23 protein-coding genes are annotated in these 18,422 nt (G+C 48.5%); 18 read left to right on the plus strand and 5 right to left on the minus strand.

Annotation, left to right across the window (positions count from 1 at the left end; translation table 11 throughout):
- Positions 1 to 7: 7 nt before the first annotated feature.
- From ccmA to ACOSVP_RS01550, 12 genes are all read left to right on the plus strand, one after another.
- Positions 8 to 622, plus strand: coding sequence for a cytochrome c biogenesis heme-transporting ATPase CcmA (ccmA, locus tag ACOSVP_RS01495; protein ID WP_487345746.1), 615 nt, complete (start codon positions 8 to 10; stop codon positions 620 to 622).
- Positions 619 to 1,281, plus strand: a complete 663-nt coding sequence (ccmB, locus tag ACOSVP_RS01500) for a heme exporter protein CcmB (protein WP_487345747.1) — start codon at positions 619 to 621, stop codon at positions 1,279 to 1,281. Before ccmA ends, ccmB begins: the two co-directional genes overlap by 4 nt.
- Positions 1,281 to 2,027 carry a heme ABC transporter permease gene (locus ACOSVP_RS01505; RefSeq protein ID WP_487345748.1) on the plus strand — a complete coding sequence of 249 codons (747 nt, stop codon included), beginning with the start codon at positions 1,281 to 1,283 and terminating at the stop codon, positions 2,025 to 2,027. The genes ccmB and ACOSVP_RS01505 overlap by 1 nt, the downstream gene beginning before the upstream one ends.
- Positions 2,017 to 2,193, plus strand: a complete 177-nt coding sequence (ccmD, locus tag ACOSVP_RS01510; RefSeq protein ID WP_487345749.1) for a heme exporter protein CcmD — start codon at positions 2,017 to 2,019, stop codon at positions 2,191 to 2,193. The genes ACOSVP_RS01505 and ccmD overlap by 11 nt, the downstream gene beginning before the upstream one ends.
- Positions 2,194 to 2,625 carry a cytochrome c maturation protein CcmE gene (gene ccmE, locus ACOSVP_RS01515; protein WP_487345750.1) on the plus strand — a complete coding sequence of 144 codons (432 nt, stop codon included), beginning with the start codon at positions 2,194 to 2,196 and terminating at the stop codon, positions 2,623 to 2,625.
- 15 nt (positions 2,626 to 2,640) lie between these two features.
- Positions 2,641 to 4,578: a heme lyase CcmF/NrfE family subunit gene (locus ACOSVP_RS01520; RefSeq protein ID WP_487345751.1), complete on the plus strand. Its 1,938-nt coding sequence runs from the start codon at positions 2,641 to 2,643 to the stop codon at positions 4,576 to 4,578.
- Between the two features lies 1 nt (position 4,579).
- The gene (locus ACOSVP_RS01525; protein ID WP_487345752.1) at positions 4,580 to 5,092 is read left to right on the plus strand and encodes a DsbE family thiol:disulfide interchange protein; all 513 of its coding nucleotides are present in this window, start codon (positions 4,580 to 4,582) and stop codon (positions 5,090 to 5,092) included.
- Entirely contained in the window at positions 5,089 to 5,502 is a 414-nt protein-coding gene (locus ACOSVP_RS01530; RefSeq protein ID WP_487345753.1) for a cytochrome c-type biogenesis protein, read from the plus strand. The genes ACOSVP_RS01525 and ACOSVP_RS01530 overlap by 4 nt, the downstream gene beginning before the upstream one ends.
- 2 nt (positions 5,503 to 5,504) lie before the next feature.
- Positions 5,505 to 6,683, plus strand: coding sequence for a c-type cytochrome biogenesis protein CcmI (ccmI, locus tag ACOSVP_RS01535; RefSeq protein WP_487345754.1), 1,179 nt, complete (start codon positions 5,505 to 5,507; stop codon positions 6,681 to 6,683).
- A gap of 66 nt (positions 6,684 to 6,749) precedes the next feature.
- Positions 6,750 to 7,769 (plus strand): cell division protein ZipA, encoded by a 1,020-nt coding sequence (gene zipA, locus ACOSVP_RS01540; RefSeq protein WP_487345755.1) that lies wholly within the window; start codon positions 6,750 to 6,752, stop codon positions 7,767 to 7,769.
- Positions 7,770 to 7,834: 65 nt separating this feature from the next.
- On the plus strand, positions 7,835 to 9,871 hold the full coding sequence (ligA, locus tag ACOSVP_RS01545) for an NAD-dependent DNA ligase LigA (protein ID WP_487345756.1): 2,037 nt from the start codon (positions 7,835 to 7,837) through the stop codon (positions 9,869 to 9,871).
- Entirely contained in the window at positions 9,871 to 10,104 is a 234-nt protein-coding gene (locus tag ACOSVP_RS01550; RefSeq protein WP_487345757.1) for a YheU family protein, read from the plus strand. The genes ligA and ACOSVP_RS01550 overlap by 1 nt, the downstream gene beginning before the upstream one ends.
- An 86-nt stretch (positions 10,105 to 10,190) precedes the next feature.
- Here the strand turns inward: ACOSVP_RS01550 and cysE are convergent, their stop codons facing one another.
- Positions 10,191 to 10,997 (minus strand): serine O-acetyltransferase, encoded by an 807-nt coding sequence (gene cysE / locus ACOSVP_RS01555; protein WP_487345915.1) that lies wholly within the window; start codon positions 10,995 to 10,997, stop codon positions 10,191 to 10,193.
- A gap of 116 nt (positions 10,998 to 11,113) precedes the next feature.
- Here cysE and ACOSVP_RS01560 point away from each other — a divergent pair, with 116 nt between their 5' ends.
- A complete protein-coding gene (locus tag ACOSVP_RS01560) occupies positions 11,114 to 11,443 on the plus strand; it encodes a hypothetical protein (RefSeq protein ID WP_487345758.1) in 330 nt (109 codons plus the stop codon).
- An 18-nt stretch (positions 11,444 to 11,461) separates the two neighbouring features.
- Here ACOSVP_RS01560 and mnmC read toward each other — a convergent pair whose 3' ends face one another.
- Both mnmC and ACOSVP_RS01570 read right to left on the minus strand, forming a co-directional pair.
- Positions 11,462 to 13,414: a bifunctional tRNA (5-methylaminomethyl-2-thiouridine)(34)-methyltransferase MnmC2/FAD-dependent 5-carboxymethylaminomethyl-2-thiouridine(34) oxidoreductase MnmC1 gene (gene mnmC / locus ACOSVP_RS01565; protein WP_487345759.1), complete on the minus strand. Its 1,953-nt coding sequence runs from the start codon at positions 13,412 to 13,414 to the stop codon at positions 11,462 to 11,464.
- Complete coding sequence (locus tag ACOSVP_RS01570) at positions 13,404 to 13,955, minus strand: peptidylprolyl isomerase (protein WP_487345760.1); 552 nt, start codon at positions 13,953 to 13,955, stop codon at positions 13,404 to 13,406. The genes mnmC and ACOSVP_RS01570 overlap by 11 nt, the downstream gene beginning before the upstream one ends.
- A gap of 87 nt (positions 13,956 to 14,042) precedes the next feature.
- Between ACOSVP_RS01570 and ACOSVP_RS01575 the strand changes: the two genes are divergently transcribed.
- A complete protein-coding gene (locus ACOSVP_RS01575) occupies positions 14,043 to 14,351 on the plus strand; it encodes an Rdx family protein (protein WP_487345761.1) in 309 nt (102 codons plus the stop codon).
- 47 nt (positions 14,352 to 14,398) lie between these two features.
- On the opposite strand, the gene ACOSVP_RS01580 is transcribed toward ACOSVP_RS01575, so the two are convergent.
- Positions 14,399 to 14,695 carry a YciI family protein gene (locus tag ACOSVP_RS01580; RefSeq protein ID WP_487345762.1) on the minus strand — a complete coding sequence of 99 codons (297 nt, stop codon included), beginning with the start codon at positions 14,693 to 14,695 and terminating at the stop codon, positions 14,399 to 14,401.
- Between the two features lie 3 nt (positions 14,696 to 14,698).
- Positions 14,699 to 15,235 carry a septation protein A gene (locus ACOSVP_RS01585; protein ID WP_487345763.1) on the minus strand — a complete coding sequence of 179 codons (537 nt, stop codon included), beginning with the start codon at positions 15,233 to 15,235 and terminating at the stop codon, positions 14,699 to 14,701.
- Positions 15,236 to 15,301: 66 nt separating this feature from the next.
- Here ACOSVP_RS01585 and ACOSVP_RS01590 point away from each other — a divergent pair, with 66 nt between their 5' ends.
- The 4 genes from ACOSVP_RS01590 to ACOSVP_RS01605 all read left to right on the plus strand — a co-directional run bounded on the left by ACOSVP_RS01590 (position 15,302) and on the right by ACOSVP_RS01605 (position 18,389).
- On the plus strand, positions 15,302 to 16,147 hold the full coding sequence (locus tag ACOSVP_RS01590) for a PHP domain-containing protein (protein ID WP_487345764.1): 846 nt from the start codon (positions 15,302 to 15,304) through the stop codon (positions 16,145 to 16,147).
- Positions 16,148 to 16,214: 67 nt separating this feature from the next.
- Complete coding sequence (locus ACOSVP_RS01595) at positions 16,215 to 16,835, plus strand: L-threonylcarbamoyladenylate synthase (protein ID WP_487345765.1); 621 nt, start codon at positions 16,215 to 16,217, stop codon at positions 16,833 to 16,835.
- 141 nt (positions 16,836 to 16,976) lie between these two features.
- A complete protein-coding gene (gene rluB, locus ACOSVP_RS01600) occupies positions 16,977 to 17,891 on the plus strand; it encodes a 23S rRNA pseudouridine(2605) synthase RluB (RefSeq protein ID WP_487345766.1) in 915 nt (304 codons plus the stop codon).
- Positions 17,892 to 17,927: 36 nt separating this feature from the next.
- On the plus strand, positions 17,928 to 18,389 hold the full coding sequence (locus ACOSVP_RS01605; RefSeq protein WP_487345767.1) for a DUF1499 domain-containing protein: 462 nt from the start codon (positions 17,928 to 17,930) through the stop codon (positions 18,387 to 18,389).
- The last annotated feature ends 33 nt before the right edge of the window (positions 18,390 to 18,422 follow it).

The raw sequence follows: 18,422 nt of genomic DNA on the forward strand, positions 1-18,422 counted from the left end.
AATTCTTTTGCAAAAAACAGTCAACTTACAGGTAAAAAACCTTTGCATCGAACGGGGGGAGCGGGATCTCTGCCGTGAGCTGACGTTTTCGGTCGAAAGTGGTGAGCTGGTGCGTATTGCAGGGGAAAATGGTGCCGGTAAAAGTTCTCTGATGAAAGCCATTTTAGGCTGGGTTCGTTTCGAAGACGGTGAGCTGCTATTTAATGGCGAAGATGTCACCCAGCATCGCGATATGTTGTTACTAAGTCAGCTTTATCTTGGCCATACGCCCGGTATTAAAAATGTCTTCACGGCACTTGAGAACCTTAAGCTTTACTGCCCTAAGGCAACTGAAACCGAGCTAGAAGATGCCCTTGAACAAGTGCAATTGGGCGCATTTGCCGACACGCCAGCGGCTCAGCTTTCCGCCGGACAAAAGCGTCGTATTGCTTTGGCGCGATTGTGGTTGACCGACAAGGTATTATGGTTTTTGGATGAACCCTTTACTGCATTGGATGTGAAAGGTGTCGAAGCCTTAGAGCAACGTATGGCTGAACATTTAAAGGTAGGCGGGGCGATTGTGATTACGACTCATCAACCTTTGTTAAATTTGTCGCCCAAGGTGGTTGAGCTCGCAGTATGAATTATCGCTCCTATTTTAAGGCTGAATGGCTGTCTTTGTTGCGTCGTAAGCAAGATACGCTCAATGCACTGCTGTTTTTTGTCATGGTGATTACGTTGTTTCCTTTAGGCGTGGATCCAAGCTCAGAGTTTCTGGCACCGGCAGCAGGCGGCATTATTTGGTGCGCTACCGCCTTATCGGTACTAATGGCCGTCGAGGGCATGTACAAAGAAGACTATAACGACGGTTCTTTAGAGCAGTGGTTGAGCAGTGGTTTGTCGGTCACCTTGCTGGTGTTTTTGAAAGTCTTAGCCCAGTGGTTGATGGTGGTTGTACCGCTACTGGTTGTGTTGCCTCTGCTCGCACAAATGCTGTTTTTACCCATGTCAGTCCTCGGTGTGGTGATGTTATCGATTTTACTGGGAACGCCAGCTTTGTTTTTTATTGGCTCGATTGGAGCCGCTTTGACAGTATCACTGCGTCGCGGTGCAGTGTTAATGCTGTTGTTAATACTGCCTCTTTATATCCCAGTGATTATTTTTGCTACCGGAGCGATCAGAGCCGCTCAGTTGGAGATGGCCTATTCCGGTCAATTAGCGATTTTGGCGGCCATTTCCTTGGTCGCTCTGGCGCTGTCCCCAGTAATGGCGGCGATTTCAATTAGAGCGAGTGTGAATTAATGAATTGGACGTGGTTTCATAAGCTTGGCTCACCTAAGTGGTTTTACCAATGGGCCTCAAACTGGGGTGGACGTTGTGTGTATCTTGGCTTGGCCTTATTGGTGGTTGGGGTGGCTTGGGGCTTAGGCTTTGCCCCAGCGGATTATCAGCAGGGTAATAGCTTTCGCATTATTTATATCCACGTACCGGTCGCGGTTCTGGCGCAAAGCTGTTACCTCGGTATGGGCATTGCAGGTTTTGTCGCGCTCGTTTGGCAAATGAAGTTGGCGCCAGTCTTTATTAAATCGGTGGCGCCAGTCGGTGCCGTGATGGCCTTTATTGCGCTGGTGTCCGGTGCGATTTGGGGTAAGCCCACTTGGGGCACTTGGTGGGTATGGGATGCGCGTTTAACCTCTGTTTTAGTGCTGTTTTTGCTCTATATGGGGGTGATTGCGATTCAAAATGCCTTAGACGATCAGGTTTTTGCTGACAAAGCGGTAGCGGTGGTGAGTTTGGTGGGGGTGATTAACCTGCCGATCATTAAATACTCGGTAGAGTGGTGGAACACGCTCCATCAGCCAGCCACTTTTAAGTTAACAGAGAAACCGTCTATGCCCATGGAAATGTGGCTACCTTTGCTGTTCTCTGCGTTAGGACTCTATTTATTTGCCGCAGGACTCGCCATGTGGCGCATGCAAAATGAAGTATTAGTTCGTGAGCGCAAAGCGAACTGGGTCAAAAAAGAGGTGTTAGAGCATGGCGTTTGAGTCGTTGTCTGATTTCTTGCAAATGGGCACTCATGGTGTCTATGTCTGGTCTACCTATGGCATCAGTCTAGTGGCCTTGGTTGGGCTATTTATTTCCACTCGACGTAGTAATGCGCAGCTGCGCAAGCAATTGAAGAAACGCTATCAAAGGGAGCAGAGCCGTTAAATGCATCCAGTTCGAAAAAAACGCATGATCACGATTGGCGTGATTTTAGTGGTGTTGGCGGCGGCCATTGGTTTGGTTATGTACGCCTTATCGCAAAACATCAATCTGTTCTACTCGCCGACGCAAATTGCCCAAGGGGAAGCGCCACAGAAGGTTACCATTCGTGCGGGTGGTATGGTGGTAGATGGCAGTGTTGAACGCCATTCAGAAACATTAGACGTGGCCTTTAGTGTGACCGATTATCAGCATAGTGTGCGCATCGAATACAACGGCATCTTGCCGGATTTATTCCGCGAGGGGCAAGGTATTGTCGCGCAAGGTAAGTTGGATGAACGCGGCGTGCTGATTGCGAGTGAAGTCTTGGCAAAACATGACGAAGAATACATGCCGCCAGAAGTCAGTGATGCCCTAGAAAAAGCCAAGGCTCAGTAAGGACACAAGATGATAATGTTACCCGAGATCGGGCACTATGTTTTAATTCTGGCGATGATGTTTGCCTTGGCGTTAGCGGTGTTGCCAATGATGGGCTATTTGCAGCGCAACGCTATTCTCCTGTCAACCGCCAAGCCACTCACCTATGTGATGACTGCGCTCACCTGCGCTAGCTTTGTGGTGTTGGCCATAGCCTTTGCGCAAGACGATTTCTCTATCCTGTATGTCAGCCAGAACTCCAATAGCCTGCTGCCGATCTGGTACAAGATCAGTGCCGTGTGGGGCGGTCATGAAGGCTCCCTGTTGCTGTGGATTACTATCCTGACCTTATGGGCGGCGCTGTTAGCTTATAAAAGTGAAACCTTGCCCAACAGTACGGGGCCTGTGGTGCTAAGTGTTTTAGGTATAGTCGCGACTGGCTTTTTGGCGTTTATTCTGTTTACCTCATCGCCCTTTATTCGTTTGTTACCTGATCAGCCTGCGGACGGTGTGGATCTAAACCCGCTGTTACAAGATATTGGTTTGATCATCCACCCGCCCATGTTGTACATGGGCTATGTGGGCTTCTCGGTGGCGTTTGCGTTTGCCATCGCGGCTTTGATTACCGGTAACCTGAATGCCTCTTGGGCTCGCTGGGCCCGCCCTTGGACCAATGTATCTTGGGCATTTTTGACCCTGGGAATTGCCTTAGGCAGTTGGTGGGCTTACTACGAGCTTGGTTGGGGCGGCTGGTGGTTCTGGGATCCAGTTGAAAATGCTTCATTGATGCCTTGGTTGGCCGGCACAGCACTGATCCACTCGTTAGCGGTCACGGAAAAGCGTGGGGTGTTCAAAAGTTGGACCGTGTTACTGGCCATTTTTACCTTTAGCTTGTCTTTATTAGGTACCTTTTTGGTCCGTTCTGGGGTGCTAACGTCAGTGCATGCGTTTGCCTCGGATCCGACTCGAGGCGTGTTTATATTGGCGTTGCTGGTGATTATCATCGGCAGCAGCTTATTCCTCTATGCCTTGCGTGCGTCGCAAGTGAAATCTCAGGTGAGCTTTGGTCTGACGGGACGAGAGTCTTGGCTTCTGATCAATAATATTTTGCTGACCATTCTGACTCTAACGGTCTTGCTAGGCACCTTGTATCCGCTGATCTTTGATGCCTTTAACCTAGGTAAAATTTCCGTTGGCGCGCCCTACTTTAATGCCGTTTTCAGCCCGATTGCGCTGTTACTGATCGTGTTTATGGGTATTGGGCCGTTGGCGAAGTGGCACAGTACTAAAGGTTCGATGCTATGGCGCATGGCATGGCTGCCGGCCGTGTTAGCGGTGGGGTTGGCTGCCTTAGTATTTACCTTCCATGAGTTTGATGCTTACCTTTGGTTAAGCTTTGCTATCGCCCTATGGCTAGTGTTGATGTGCGCTCGTGATTGGTTGGATAAGGTGCTGACAGCGCGTCAGTCCCTGTGGCAGCGCGCCCGTAAGCTGCCACGTCATTACTATGGTATGCAGCTAGCGCATATCGGTGTCGCGGTCAGCTTGATTGGGGTGATTTTTGTCAGCATGAACAGTACTGAGACCACTGTTCGACTGGCACCAGGGGATCGAGTCACTGTAGGCGACTACGAGTTTGAATTTTTGGGCACACGCCATGTCGAAGGTCCTAACTACACGGCCGATACCGGCGTGATCAATGTTTATCAAGATGGCGATGCGATTGCGCAGATGTTGCCGCAAAAACGCTTGTATAAGGCACGTCAGCAGATGATGACCGAAGCCGCATTGAATCCCGGTTTCACCCGTGACCTATATATTTCCCTAGGTGAGCCATTAGCAGATGGGGCTTGGGGCGTTCGAATCTATATCAAATCCTTTGTCCGTTGGATTTGGTTGGGCGGTTTGATGATGATGGCCGGTGGCTTGTTGGCTGCTTGGGATAAACGTTACCGTCGCAAAACAGGAGCTTAACGTGAAAAAAATACTCTTCTTTATTCCTTTCCTAGCCTTTGTTGCATTGGGCGTGGTGTTTTATCAGCAGCTCGGTAAAGACACGGAATACATGCCATCGGCGTTGGTTGGCAAACAAATGCCTGAGTTTAAGTTGGTGGACATGGAGTCGGATACGGTGGTGAGCAATAGCGCCATGCCCAACGAGCCTTACCTGCTCAATTTCTGGGCTACTTGGTGTCCGTCTTGTAGCGTGGAGCATGCCTATCTTGGTGAGCTAGCCGAACAGGGCGTGAACATTGTTGGTGTGGATTATAAAGACGAAACCTCAGCCGCGAAAAAATGGTTAGCTGAGCGCGGTAACCCATATTCTTTAGTGCTGCTAGATGAAATGGGCCGCTTTGGTGTGGATATGGGGATTACCGGTGCGCCAGAAACCTTTGTCGTCAGCGCTGAGGGTAAAATCCTTTACCGTCACCAAGGGGTGGTCGATGCAAATGTCTGGGAAAACCTGCTTAAGGAACATATGCAATGATCGCACGCTTGTTCAGTACTGTGTTGCTTTCATTGAGCTTATGGGCCAGCACAGCGATTGCCATGGAAGTGTTAGAGTTTAACTCGCCAGAGGATCAGCAGCGCTACCGCCTCTTAACCGAGGAATTGCGTTGTCCTAAATGTCAAAATCAGAACTTGGAAGATTCCAATGCCGGTATTGCTGTTGATCTTCGTAATCAGATTTACAGCATGATCAATGAGGGACAGTCCAATGAGCAAATTGTCGACTACATGGTAGCTCGTTACGGTGAGTTTGTGTTGTATCGCCCAGTGCACGATCAAAGTACCGCGGTGTTATGGTATGGCCCATTTGCATTGCTACTGATTGGAGCACTGATTTTTATCATCGTGGTGCTGAGAAACAAACGTCAATCTAACAAGGACGCCTAATTATGATGCTCGCTTGGATCGTCATGATCGCTGTGACTGTGGTCAGTCTGTTGTACTTAGTTCGTTCGATCCTGCGTCAACGTGGTTACTCGCAGCAAGAAGATGCTGGGCAAAGCTTTCTCGCTATTCGTAAGCAAGAAGTAGCAGAAGAACGTGCGGCAGGGCGTCTAACCGATGCAGAAGCGGAGCAACTGCTGGAGGATATCGTCAGTGAAGCGCACTATATCAATCAGCATGGTGCGTTAACATTAAATAGAGAAGTGCGTTGGGCGCGTGTGGCGTTAGCTGCCACGGTTGCCGTGATCTTGGTCGGTTCCGTGTTTCTTTATCAGCGTTTAGGGTTTGCCCCTGATGTTCTCTTTACTCAGAAAATGATCGAGCGCAGCGCTGATGATCAGGATATTGCTGAATTTCTGAACTATCGCGTGGCGCGCTATGACCGAGCTGAAGATTGGTATTATTTGGCCAGTGAACAGGTGTTGGCAGAAGATTACCCGTCGGCGATCGCTTCGTACCGTCAAGTATTACAAAAGTTAGAAGTGGATTCCCCTGATCGCATTAATGTTCAAGTTGAGTTGGCACAGGCCATGTTTTACGCCAACAATAATACGGTCTCACAGAGCATGCGTGAAACTGTGGCAGAGGTGTTAAAAGCCGCGCCTGACAATGTTAAAGCCCTAGGCTTACAGGGCATTATTGAGTTTGATGCGGCGGATTATCAAGCGGCTATTCTGAGCTGGCAAAAAGCCATTCGTCTTGGCAGTGATCGTCAGGAACGTATGGATTTATTGTCAGGAATCGCGGCAGCTCGTAAGCAAGGTGGAATTAGTGAGGAGCAAGTTCCGGCTTTGATCACCCATAGGTTACAGTTGCAATTGGTATTGGACAAAGGCGCGTTGGCAAATGACGATGTCTTTTTGGTGTATGCTAAATCTTCGGAGCAACCGATGCCGATTGCCATTCAGAGAGTTTCAGCAGCGGAATTTGGCGTACCTATCGTATTAACCAATATTGATAATCTGATGCCAGGGAAGACATTATCTGATGTGGAGCAGGTGGAAGTCATTGTGAAACGTTCTCAACATGGTGCCCAAGACCTTACTCAGGGTGAAATAGTTGGTTATTTATCGTCCGTACCGAGCCATAGCAGTAAGATTTTTAAGGTCAATGTATCCTTATAATTGAAACCAGCTTCGCTTCGACTGATAATACGGACAAATATATTGATCTAAAGCGGATTTTTAATAATGGATTTTAGCTTGCGTGAGTGGCTAATATTAATTGGTGTCATCATTATCATCGGCATACTTGTTGATGGTTTCCGTCGTTATCGCAAATCACAGGCGTTGGCCAGCGCCTCAGATGACGATGAGGTATATGAAGACCCAGAAGAACGCCAGAAAGAAGCAATGTTGCGTCGAGAGTTACCGAATGGTGGTGCTCGTCCTGTAGCACGCTCCGTGGAACCTGCTGACCCAGTTATGAATGCTTTCGAGAATGCTCGAAAGACAGCTCGTAGCCCGTTAACGGATATGCCTCATAAAGTCGATGCAGGTCCGCAAATGGATCGTAATGATGAATTCAAACTTGATGAATTGGCTTCACTGGTTCCGGAACGCTTTGATCGGTCTGACAAAAAGACTGTCAAATCTGATCAAGACTACGGCGATGTGCTTTATGATGGCTATGACGAATTGGATGTCGGTCATGAAGAATCCGATTTAGAAGAAATTGATTTAGAACGCAGTTACTCAAGTGTCGATTTGGATCAGTCTTCTTATCTTACGCCCGTGGCAGAAACGCCAGATGAGGTAGATGAAGAAGCCGAAATCGAAGAAGTGATTGTGATTAACGTGTTTGCGCCGAAAGATGAGCCTTTCACCGGTATGGAGCTACTTCAGCTAGTTCTGAACTGCGGCATGCGTTATGGCGAAATGGATATCTTCCACCGCCATGAAGAAGGCTTCGACAAAGGCAAGGTACAATTCTCCATGGCCAATGCGATTGAGCCAGGAACGTTCAATCTGGATACCATGGGTGAAACTGAATGCCCTGGAGTGAGCTTCTTTATGGGCTTGCCAGGACCGAAGAACAGCATGAAAGCCTTTGACTTCATGTTGGAAACCGCGCAAGCCCTAGTACGAAACTTAGGTGGTGAATTGCGTGACGAACGCCGTGAGCCAATGAGTGAGCAAACCATTGCCCATTGCCGTCAGCGCATCAAAGACTTTGAGCGCCGCCAACTGACCAAAAAACTGCGTCGGTAACCTACCAAATATAAGGCCCCTGATGGGGCCTTTATTCTTTTTATCTGTATTTGTTTGAGAACACTATGAGCGACCACCAAGCCTATACTTTGGCAGACCTTCAAGCGTTAACGAAAAAATTAAACGACTACAGTTACGCCTACCATGTACAAGATGCACCTATGGTGCCGGATGTGGAATACGATCGCTGCTACCGTGAACTGCAGCAAATGGAAGCCCAGCACCCTGAATGGGTTCAGCAAGATTCACCCACTCAGCGTGTCGGTGAAAAGCCGGACAATGGTTTTGCCTCGGTCGAGCACACCATTCCCATGTTGTCGCTGGATAATGCTTTTGATAACGACAGCATGGTCGATTTTGATGAGCGTGTACGCAAGTTAGCGAACACCAGCTTGATTACTTATTGCTGTGAGCCAAAGTTAGATGGTTTGGCCATCAGTATTCGCTACGAAGACGGCCTTTTGGTACGTGGTGTAACTCGTGGGGATGGTCTGACAGGGGAAGACATCACCTCCAATATTAAAACCATCTACTCGGTGCCTCTGAAGCTGCGTACCGACAATCCGCCACCGGTACTGGAAGTGCGTGGTGAGATCTACATGCCCAAAGCGGGCTTTGACAAGTTGAATCAGCAAGCGGCGGAGAAGGGTGAAAAGACCTTTGTGAACCCGCGTAATGCCGCAGCGGGTAGCTTGCGTCAGTTGGATCCGAAGGTGACAGCATCGCGTCCCTTGGTGTTGTGTGCCTACAGCATTGGTTATGCAGAAGGTTGGGAGCAACCAGAAAGCCACTACGAGGGCTTGCTGCAACTAGCCGAGTGGGGCTTTAAAACCAACAATCTGATGGCCCGTGTCGAAGGCGTGCAAGGTTGTTTGGACTACTACGACAAGCTGGCGGCTGAGCGTGATGGCCTAAGCTATGACATCGACGGTATTGTTTATAAAGTCGACAGCATTGCCCAGCAAAAACAACTGGGTTTTGTCGCCCGTGCACCGCGTTGGGCGATTGCCCGTAAATTCCCAGCCCAAGAAGAAGTGACACAAATCCTTGGTGTGGATTTCCAAGTGGGCCGTACTGGCGCAATTACACCGGTGGCCCGTTTACAGCCAACCTTTGTCGGTGGTGTGACCGTATCTAATGCCACCTTGCATAACCAAGATGAAATCGAGCGTTTAGGTGTGAAGGTTAACGACTGGGTGGTGATTCGCCGTGCGGGGGATGTGATCCCACAGGTGGTGCAAGTGCTTGAGGAGCGCCGTCCAGAAGATGCCCAAGAAGTGGTGTTCCCAACTCAGTGTCCTGTCTGTAACTCGGATATTGAGCGTGTCGAAGGGGAAGCGGTACAGCGTTGTACGGGTGGTTTGGTGTGTGGCGCTCAGCTAAAAGAACGCTTAAAGCATTTTGTTTCGCGCAAAGCCATGGACATTGATGGTCTTGGCGACAAACTGATTGAGCAGCTAGTCGATGCCAAGTTAGTGACCACGCCCGTAGATATCTATTTGCTAAAAGATAAACCAGCACGCTTGCTGGCGATGGAACGTATGGGGGATAAGTCGGTTGAGAAACTACTCAATGCCATTGAGCAGTCTAAGCAAACCCTATTCAACCGTTTCTTATATGCCTTGGGCATTCGTGAAGTAGGCGAAGCCACCGCACGTACTCTAACGCAATACTTTGGCACGCTAGAAAAGTTGATGTCTGCCACGCAAGAGGAGCTGATCGAAGTGGAAGATGTGGGCCCGATCGTGGCGCAGCATATTCGTATGTTCTTCGATCAAGAGGACAATGTGGCCACCGTAGAAGGCTTGTTAGCGCAAGGCATAACCTGGCAAGCAGCGGTCAAGGCCGATGCTAGTGAACAACCACTCGCGGGTAAAACCTATGTGGTCACCGGTACTCTAAGTCGTTATTCCCGTGATGAGGTGAAAGACTTGCTGATCAAGCTTGGCGCTAAGGTGAGCGGCTCGGTGTCGGCGAAAACCGATTGTTTGGTGGCAGGTGAGAAAGCCGGTTCCAAATTAACCAAGGCGCAATCGCTAGAGGTGCCTGTGATGGACGAAGAAGCACTGCATAGCATGTTGCTTGAGTTAGGAGCGGTCTAATGGATACTGTGATTCCTTTTGATTCATTGGAACGAGAAACGCTTGAGAACGTGTTAAACGACATTGTCTCTCGAGATGGGACTGATTACGGCGAATACGATTTATCCCTTGAGCAAAAGCGAGAGCAGGCTTTACGTGCATTGAAATCAGGGGAAGCCGTGCTGTTATTTGATACGGAAAGCGAAACCATCCAGCTAGTGTCGAAACGAGCGTTGCAACAACGCTACGACTAGGTGTTAACTAAGAGTATGAAAAAGGGCGCCTACTCCCGTTGAGTAGGCGCCCTTTTTATTGCTCTGCGGCAAATCTAAACGAAGGTTTAATCGCGGATGCAACCACGGATGGTGTGATCCATCTCGCGCGATGGTTCTTTCTCTTTGTTGCGACCAACCACCTTTGAAGGTACGCCCGCCACCGTGGTATGTGGTTCCACTGGGTCGAGTACCACACTACCTGCGCCGATTTTCGCCCCTTCGCCGATTTCGATGTTGCCAAGAATCTTCGCCCCCGCACCGATCAATACGCCGGAGCGGATCTTAGGATGACGATCGCCAGTTTCTTTACCGGTACCACCTAGGGTCACCGATTGCAGAATCGACACGTTATCTTCGATGACACAGGTTTCACCCACCACTAAGCCTGTGGCATGGTCGAGCATGATGCCACAGCCAATGCGCGCTGCAGGGTGAATATCCACTCCAAACACCATGGACATTTGACCTTGCAGATACAATGCTAAACTTTCGCGACCTTGTTTCCACAGCCAATTTGCCACACGGTAAGTTTGCAGCGCATGGAAGCCTTTGAAGAATAACAACGGTGTCGTCAGACAATCACAGGCCGCATCGCGCTCCTTGATTGACAGAATATCTTGAGAAACGCAGTCAACGATTCCTGAGCCTGGGGCAGACATTGCTTCTTCAAAAACTTCACGTAAAACCATCGCTGGAATGGAAATACTGTCCAGCTTGCTGGCCAACAATAAGCTCAACGCAGAGCTGATGGAGTCATGGCGCAAGATGGTGGTATTAAAATAACTTGCCAAAATGGGTTCATCTTGTGCTAGCTTTTCAGCCTCAGCTTGTAATGATGGCCACAGATTGTCAGATGTCACGTCAGATTGGATTGTATTAGTCAAAATCAATTTACCTACATGTTTTCGTGGCTAGAACGTGGTTATGGGGGTAGCATCTACCAATACAAGGGTGAATGTAAACAGAATGCTCGCTTTATGGAGACACTATGAGTCAAAAAACCGTATCTGATGCGTTACACATATTTTACGAACTAAATAGCGCTTTGTCTGATGCATATTGGGAAACAAATGATATTCACTGCAAGGATTTATTTTTTGCGATGAAATCCATGCTACAGGATGAGCTTGATGAACTGCATAAGCTAAGTATCCAAGATCATATTTATCCTTATGAACCGATTAACCCTGGTGTGGTTCAGCTAAGTGATAAGTTACGCGATCTGCATCCAGAGCTGAGCGATATTGTCTATCGTCCAAAGACTTTCCGTCGTTTGGATGATTTGATTCCAAATGCCTGCGATCTATTTGAGCGCTAAGAATTCAAGAGGAGAAGCCTAGGCTTCTCCTCGTTTTAGCTGACGAATGCTAAAGCGGTTTGGGTGCAAGGCCTCAATCACGTCTTGTTCTAATGCCGTCAGCTCATTCAAGATCAAGTTACTGATATAAAAGCCACTGAGCGGGGCGCTGACCAGTCCTCGTGAGCCATGCCCAAGGTTCACAAACAATCCCGTGATTAAGTCACAAGACTCGCCCGATTGCCATTTAGCGTTTTGGCGTAGGGTAGCATATTTCTCAATCAGCCCACTGTGTTGGCTTAACGGCCCAACAATCGGGGTATAGTCCGTTACGGTACAGCGCATAGCAACACGCCCGTTGCAGAGATCTAGATCGATTTGATCGGTATGGATTGGCATCAAGGCGGCAAGCTTGTTCAGGTTATCCCGATGACTTTGTTCAGATAGCTCAAGGTTAGTATCACCTAAGTCGTAGGTGGCACCAAAGTTAATCTGGCCATCCAACTCTGGTGATAAATAGCCCTCAGCACATAAGACTTTATCAACTTGATGAATCAGATCTTGATCGACTTGCGCTAAGTCATTCAGCGCAAGCTGTGTCACCTGACCACGAATCGGCTTAGTCGGCCATTGCTGCCAAGGCGCTAACATCTCATGGTTATTTGCGCTGCAGATCACCACATGAGAATACTCAATACTCGCTTGCTGATTGCTCGCCCGCCAGCCGTTTTCTGTTTTCTCTAAGCTTTGCAGCTGGGTATTCAAAGACAACTGAATGTGCGGATGTTGAAGTAATCGCTCACATACGGCTTGTGGACGAACCCAGCCAGATAAGGGCAGCTCTAAGCCTTGCTTATGGGCTTTGATAATGCTCTCTGGGTAAAGTTGGCTGTCGAGCATTTTGATAAACTTGGCTTGCTCGGCAGTGTTCTTCGGTAGCTGCAATAAGCCCGACTGCTGCCAAAGCTTAGCTTCTTGATCGAGCTCGTTATAAAAGCGATTGGCGTAGAGGTAAGCGCTCAGATAGAAACGATTGACCGGTGTGTCCGAGGCCCCTAGTTTGGGATAAAGCATTCCTTGGGCATTGCCTGATGCACCGCAGGCCACTTGTGCACCTTGTTCCCAGACATCGACCTCGATGCCTTTGCTGGCCAAAGCGGCCGCGGTGGTTGCTCCAGCGATGCCACTGCCGACCACCAATACCTTGCTAACCTTGGCAGTTTGCTGGATAGCAAACCAAGGTGCGGGTTGCGATACCTTAGGCGTGTCATCCGTCGGGGCGAAGGTGCCGATCATCATTTCCCGTTTGTGGCCAAAGCCTTTTACCTTTTGTACCTCAAAACCATGAGCTTTTAGTCCGCGACGGACAATGCCTGCAGCGGTAAAGGTGGCAAAGGTAGTACCGGTTTGGCTTAAGCGTTGAATGTTTTGAAACAGCTCATCACTCCACATTTCGGGGTTTTTACTGGGCGCAAAGCCATCTAAAAACCAGGCATCCACTTGGCCGTTAAAAGCGCTAAAGCCGTCACTGGCTTCACCAAACCAAAGCGTAAGCGTAGTGCGTTGCTCTGGGAAAAACAGTGTATGCAGGCCGTGACACAAAGTGGGGTAATGCTTAAGCAATGGCTTGGCAAACTCTGCCAAGCTTGGCCACATAGCTAACGATTGTTCCAGTTTGTCTTTACTTAGCGGGAATTTTTCCACCGAAGCAAAGTGTAACCAACTGTCTTGTGGTGCCGTTTCTAAAAAAAGCTGCCAAGCACAGAGAAAGTTTAGGCCGGTGCCAAAACCTGTTTCAGCAATGGTGAAACGCTGCTGTGGGGCTAATTGTGCAAAACGCTCGGCCAACTGGTTATGCTGTAAGAACACATAATGGGTTTCATCAAGGCCGGCGTCTCTGTCAAAGTACACATCGTCAAAGGCACTGGAGCGAGGCACGCCGTCCTCGCCAAAGTTCAGTGCTGGGAGTTCAAGCTGATAACTAGTTAACACGGGTGATTTTCTCGATCGTCACCGGAGTAGAGGGTACATTTTGGTATGGGCCGACGGTACGCGTTGGCACGCTAGCAATTTGGTCGACCACTTCCATGCCAGAGGTCACCTTACCGAAGACCGTGTAACCTGCGCCGCCTTGGGCACCATGGTTAAGAAACGCATTGCTCACATGGTTGATGAAAAACTGAGAGGTGGCACTGTTAGGATCGTTCGTACGTGCCATGGCTAGAGTGCCACGATCGTTGTTTAAACCATTGTTGCCTTCGTAGGCAATCGCTCGATGGGTGTCCTTGCGATCTAGATCGGCCGTAAAACCACCGCCTTGTACCATAAAGCCTTTAATAACACGGTGGAAAATCACCCCTTCGTAAAAGCCTTCGTCCACATAACGTAGGAAGTTTTTAACCGTATTCGGAGCCGCTTGCTCATTTAAGTCCACGCGGATGTTGCCAAGATTGGTTTGGATATCCACTTCGGTAGCGAAGCTAGGTAAGCTCAGTGCAGACAGCACTAGGCCTGTTAGTAAAGTTTTTTTCATGAGAGTCTTCCTTATTGGCAATGCGCCCATAATATTAGGGGGTTCACTAACGAACGCCAAGATGAAATTGATTTGAGAGGTCGAAACATGAGAACTGCAGTGGTTGAAATCGAATATTGCACCCTATGTCGCTGGATGTTGCGTGCCGCATGGCTGTCTCAAGAGTTGTTGACGACCTTTGATGATGACATCAAGAGCGTGACTTTGATCCCGACTCAGGGCGGTATCTTTAAGGTGCGTGTGAATGGTGAAGAAATTTGGTGTCGTAAAACCGAGGGCGGTTTTCCTGAGGCAAAAGTATTAAAGCAGCGTATGCGCGATGTCATCGACCCAGAGCGGGATCTCGGGCATTCCGATGTAAAAAAGCCTGAAAGCGATGAAGAAGACAAAAAATAAGCGGCCTAAGCCGCTTATTTTTTTAACTATATTGGCGAAGCAAAATCTTAGAAAACCTGTTTGAAAGGTTTAATCTCAACGCTTGCGTAAACGCCTGCTGCGACGTATGGGTCCGCATCGGCCCATGCTTTGGCCTCTTCTAGAGAAGCGAATTCAGCCACTACTACACTGCCAGTGAAACCCGCTGCGCCTGGGTCGTTAGAATCGATCGCTGGGTTTGGGCCAGCTAACACTAGACGACCTTGATCGCGTAGCGCTTGTAGACGTTCAAGATGCGCTGGGCGTGCTGCTAGGCGGTTCTCAAGACTGTTTGCTACATCTTGTCCAACAATTGAGTAAAGCATGTACTAATCCTTATTTTGCATTTGGGACGTTAGGTAAAGTCCCTGAAGAATAATAAACACTATGGTCATACCGAGTAGACCAAACAATTTAAAATCGACCCATATGTCTTCGCTGAAGTTAAAGGCAACGTATAAATTCACAGCGCCAGACAGGATAAAAAAGCCAACCCAAGCTAGGTTTAGGGTGCGCCAAGTCTTATGTGGCAACTCAATTTTGTCGCCCATCATGCGCTCGATAAAGTTTTTATGACCGATAAATTGGCTACCGAAGAAGGCAATGGCAAACAACCAATTCACGATGGTGGGTTTCCACTTAATAAAATCGCCGTCACCTAATAGCACGGTCGCACCCCCCAATAACACTACTAGCGCTAGAGAAATAACATGCATCTTTTCCACGGTGCGGTGTTTTAACCAGGTGTAACCCACTTGGATTAAGGTCGCTGGAATCAGTACGGCGGTCGCCATGATGATGTCGCCGGTGGTTTTGTATACCAAGAAAAATACAAGAATTGGTAAAAAGTCGAATAGTAATTTCATAGTCAAGCCAGTTTATGTATGCTCGAATGATAATACCTAGCAACTGCCTGAAAGAATACCCCTTTAATGCCAGATAAGACTTACCAACATATCGATCTCCATATGCATTCCACCGCGTCGGATGGCAAATTATCGCCATCGGAACTGCTCGCTTTAGCCCATCAAGAGGGCGTAGAAATGCTGGCGTTAACCGATCACGACACCATTGCGGGATTGGCTGAAGCGCGATCTGCAGCGACGGATTTTGGTATCCAATTTGTCAATGGCTGTGAGCTGTCGGTGGCTTGGAAAAAGATTCCGCTACATATGGTGGCGCTGGGGTTTCAAGAAGACTGTCCGCGTATGGCCTATTGGACGCAGCGTAATCAAGCGGTGCGTCTTGAACGTGCGCGCCAGATCGCGGATTTATTGCGTAAAAAAGGGCTGCCAGATCTATTTGATAAAGCGGTAGAAGAGGCGGGGCAGAGTCAGCTGGGGCGTCCACATTTCGCTAAAGTGATGGTGCGCGAAGGTATTGTCAAAGATATGAATAAGGCCTTTGACCATTATTTGGGGAATAAAAAACTCGGGCAAATCCGTGATGTTTGGCCACAGTTAGAAGAGATTATGCCTGATCTAGCGACGACTGGGTGTGAGTTGGTGTTGGCCCATCCTAAGCGTTATCCGCTGACTGTGACTAAACTTAAGTCGGTGATGCAGGATTTTAAAGCCCTCGGCGGCAGCGCTATTGAAGTGGCTTCCGGTAATGAGCGGCCGGACTGCGTGCGCTTTTTAGAGCGATTATCGCGAGATTTTGAGTTTAAAGCCTCGGCCGGCAGCGACTATCATGGTCCCTTCGGTCCTTGGACTCAGATCGGACGTTACACCCAAGTACATGAACAAGAGATTTCACCCATTTGGTATCAATGGTAGTGCGACACCCGCTAAGCCATGAATTTGATAAGTTCGCCTCTATCCGAGGTGCTATGGAGAGAATACTTTGAGCCAGTTTTTTCAGATCCACCCAGAAAACCCACAGGCCCGTCTCATTAAACAAGCGGCACAAATGATCCGTGACGGTGCCGTGATTGCTTACCCAACCGATTGTGGTTACTCGTTAGGTTGTCACATTGGTGATAAAGCCGCGTTGGAAAAGATTCGTGCCATTCGCCGTTTAGATGACAAGCATAACTTTACCTTGGTGTGTCGAGATCTGTCGGAGATCTCCACTTATGCTCGCTATGACAACGCCATCTACCGACTGCTGAAGCATCATACCCCAGGCCCTTACACCTTTATTTTCAATGGTACGTCAGAAGTACCGCGTCGCCTGATGCACCCGAAGCGTAAAACCATCGGCATTCGTATCCCGGATAATAAAATAGTGCAGGCGCTGTTGGAGGAATTAGGCGAGCCAATTATGAGTTCGTCGCTGATTTTGCCGGGCGAAACGGATCCCATGATGGACCCTTATGATATTCGCGACACCTTGCAGCATCAGTTAGATTTGGTCATCGATGGCGGCTTCTGCGGTATGCAACCCACTACTGTGATCGGGATGGATTCGGATGAAATTACCGTGTTGCGTGTTGGCGCTGGTGATCCTACGCCATTTGAGTAAAAACACAGGGCTGCACGCTATCAACTGTCACTTGATATGACTATAATTGCGGTCAGAGTTTTGCTAAGCATCAATAAGACTTAGCGCATTTAAGCATTTAACAATATGGGTTGCTGCGAAGCATTCCCGAAAGAGGTCGTAATGGACGAAAAATTACAGAAAGTGTTGGCGAGGGCAGGTGCAGGATCTCGTCGTGAAATGGAAAACCGCATTCGTGAAGGTCGTGTCACTGTTAACGGTGAAGTGGCGACTTTAGGGGATCGTGTTGGTCCTAACGATGCGATTGAGCTGGATGGTGTGGAAGTAAAAACCAGCGCTTCAAACGAAGTTGAGCGCCGTGTAATTATTTACAACAAACCTGAAGGCGAAGTCTGTACCCGTAAAGACCCAGAAGGTCGCCCAACCGTATTTGATCGTTTACCAAAATTGCGTGGTAGCCGTTGGATCGCTGTTGGCCGTCTGGATATCAATACTTCTGGTTTGTTGCTGTTTACAACGGATGGTGAGTTGGCCAATCGCCTAATGCACCCATCCACAGAAATTGACCGCGAGTACCTAGTGCGTGTCATGGGTAATGTGACTGAAGAGAACATCACTAACCTTAAAAAAGGCGTGTTGCTAGAAGATGGCATGGCACAATTTACCGACATCGTTGACGGTGGTGGTGAAGGTATTAACCATTGGTTCTACGTGTGTTTGATGGAAGGCCGTAACCGTGAGGTACGTCGTCTATGGGAATCGCAAGCGCTTAAAGTAAACCGTTTGAAACGTGTACGCTTCGGTCCAGTATTCCTACCATCCAAAGCCAAAGTAGGCCGTTGGGTTGAAATGGAAGAGTCAGACGTCAGTGCTCTATGTGAAGTTGTGGGACTTGAGCACCAAATCACTGGGCTTAAGAGCCAGCAAGAGAAACATGACCGCCGTCGTACCAGCGGCTCTCGTGTTTCTGGAAGTGTGGCGAAAACCAAACGTCGTGAAAAAGGGTTTGATTGGCAGTCTTCTGATAAACAACCAGAATTCAAGCCACGTCGACCAGGTCGCCGATCGTTTCGATAGACTCTGATCGTTTAGTAAAAAAGGGGATGTAATGTTATGAGCATGGTGCGATGGATATTAGTTGTTGTCATTGCAATGCTAATCGGTTTTTTTGTTTATGTGGATTTAAACAATGATGTACCGGAAAACTTGGGCGTTAATGAAGGACTGCTAGCGCCATGCCCAGATACACCCAACTGCGTATCGTCCCAGGCCTCACCTGACGATACGGAGCATTTTTTCGAGCCAGTATTCTACCATTCGAGCGTTATTGAAGCTCAGTTAGCGGTTGAACAATTTATGTTGAATACCGGCAATGCTCGAGTGGTGAGCAGCTCGTTAGGTTACACACACTTCGAAGTGAGCAGTGACCTGCTCGGCTTCAAAGATGATCTCGAGATCTACTTTCCTGAAGCGGACAGCGTAATGCATGTCCGCTCCGCTTCTCGTGTTGGCTACGATGATTTGGATGTAAATCGTGAACGCGTTAGACAAATTCGAGATCTTCTAGTAGATTGATCTTCAAGGCTTTATTCAAATATCAAATGGACG

It is taken from the genome of Marinomonas sp. HM11-D, assembly GCF_057626615.1.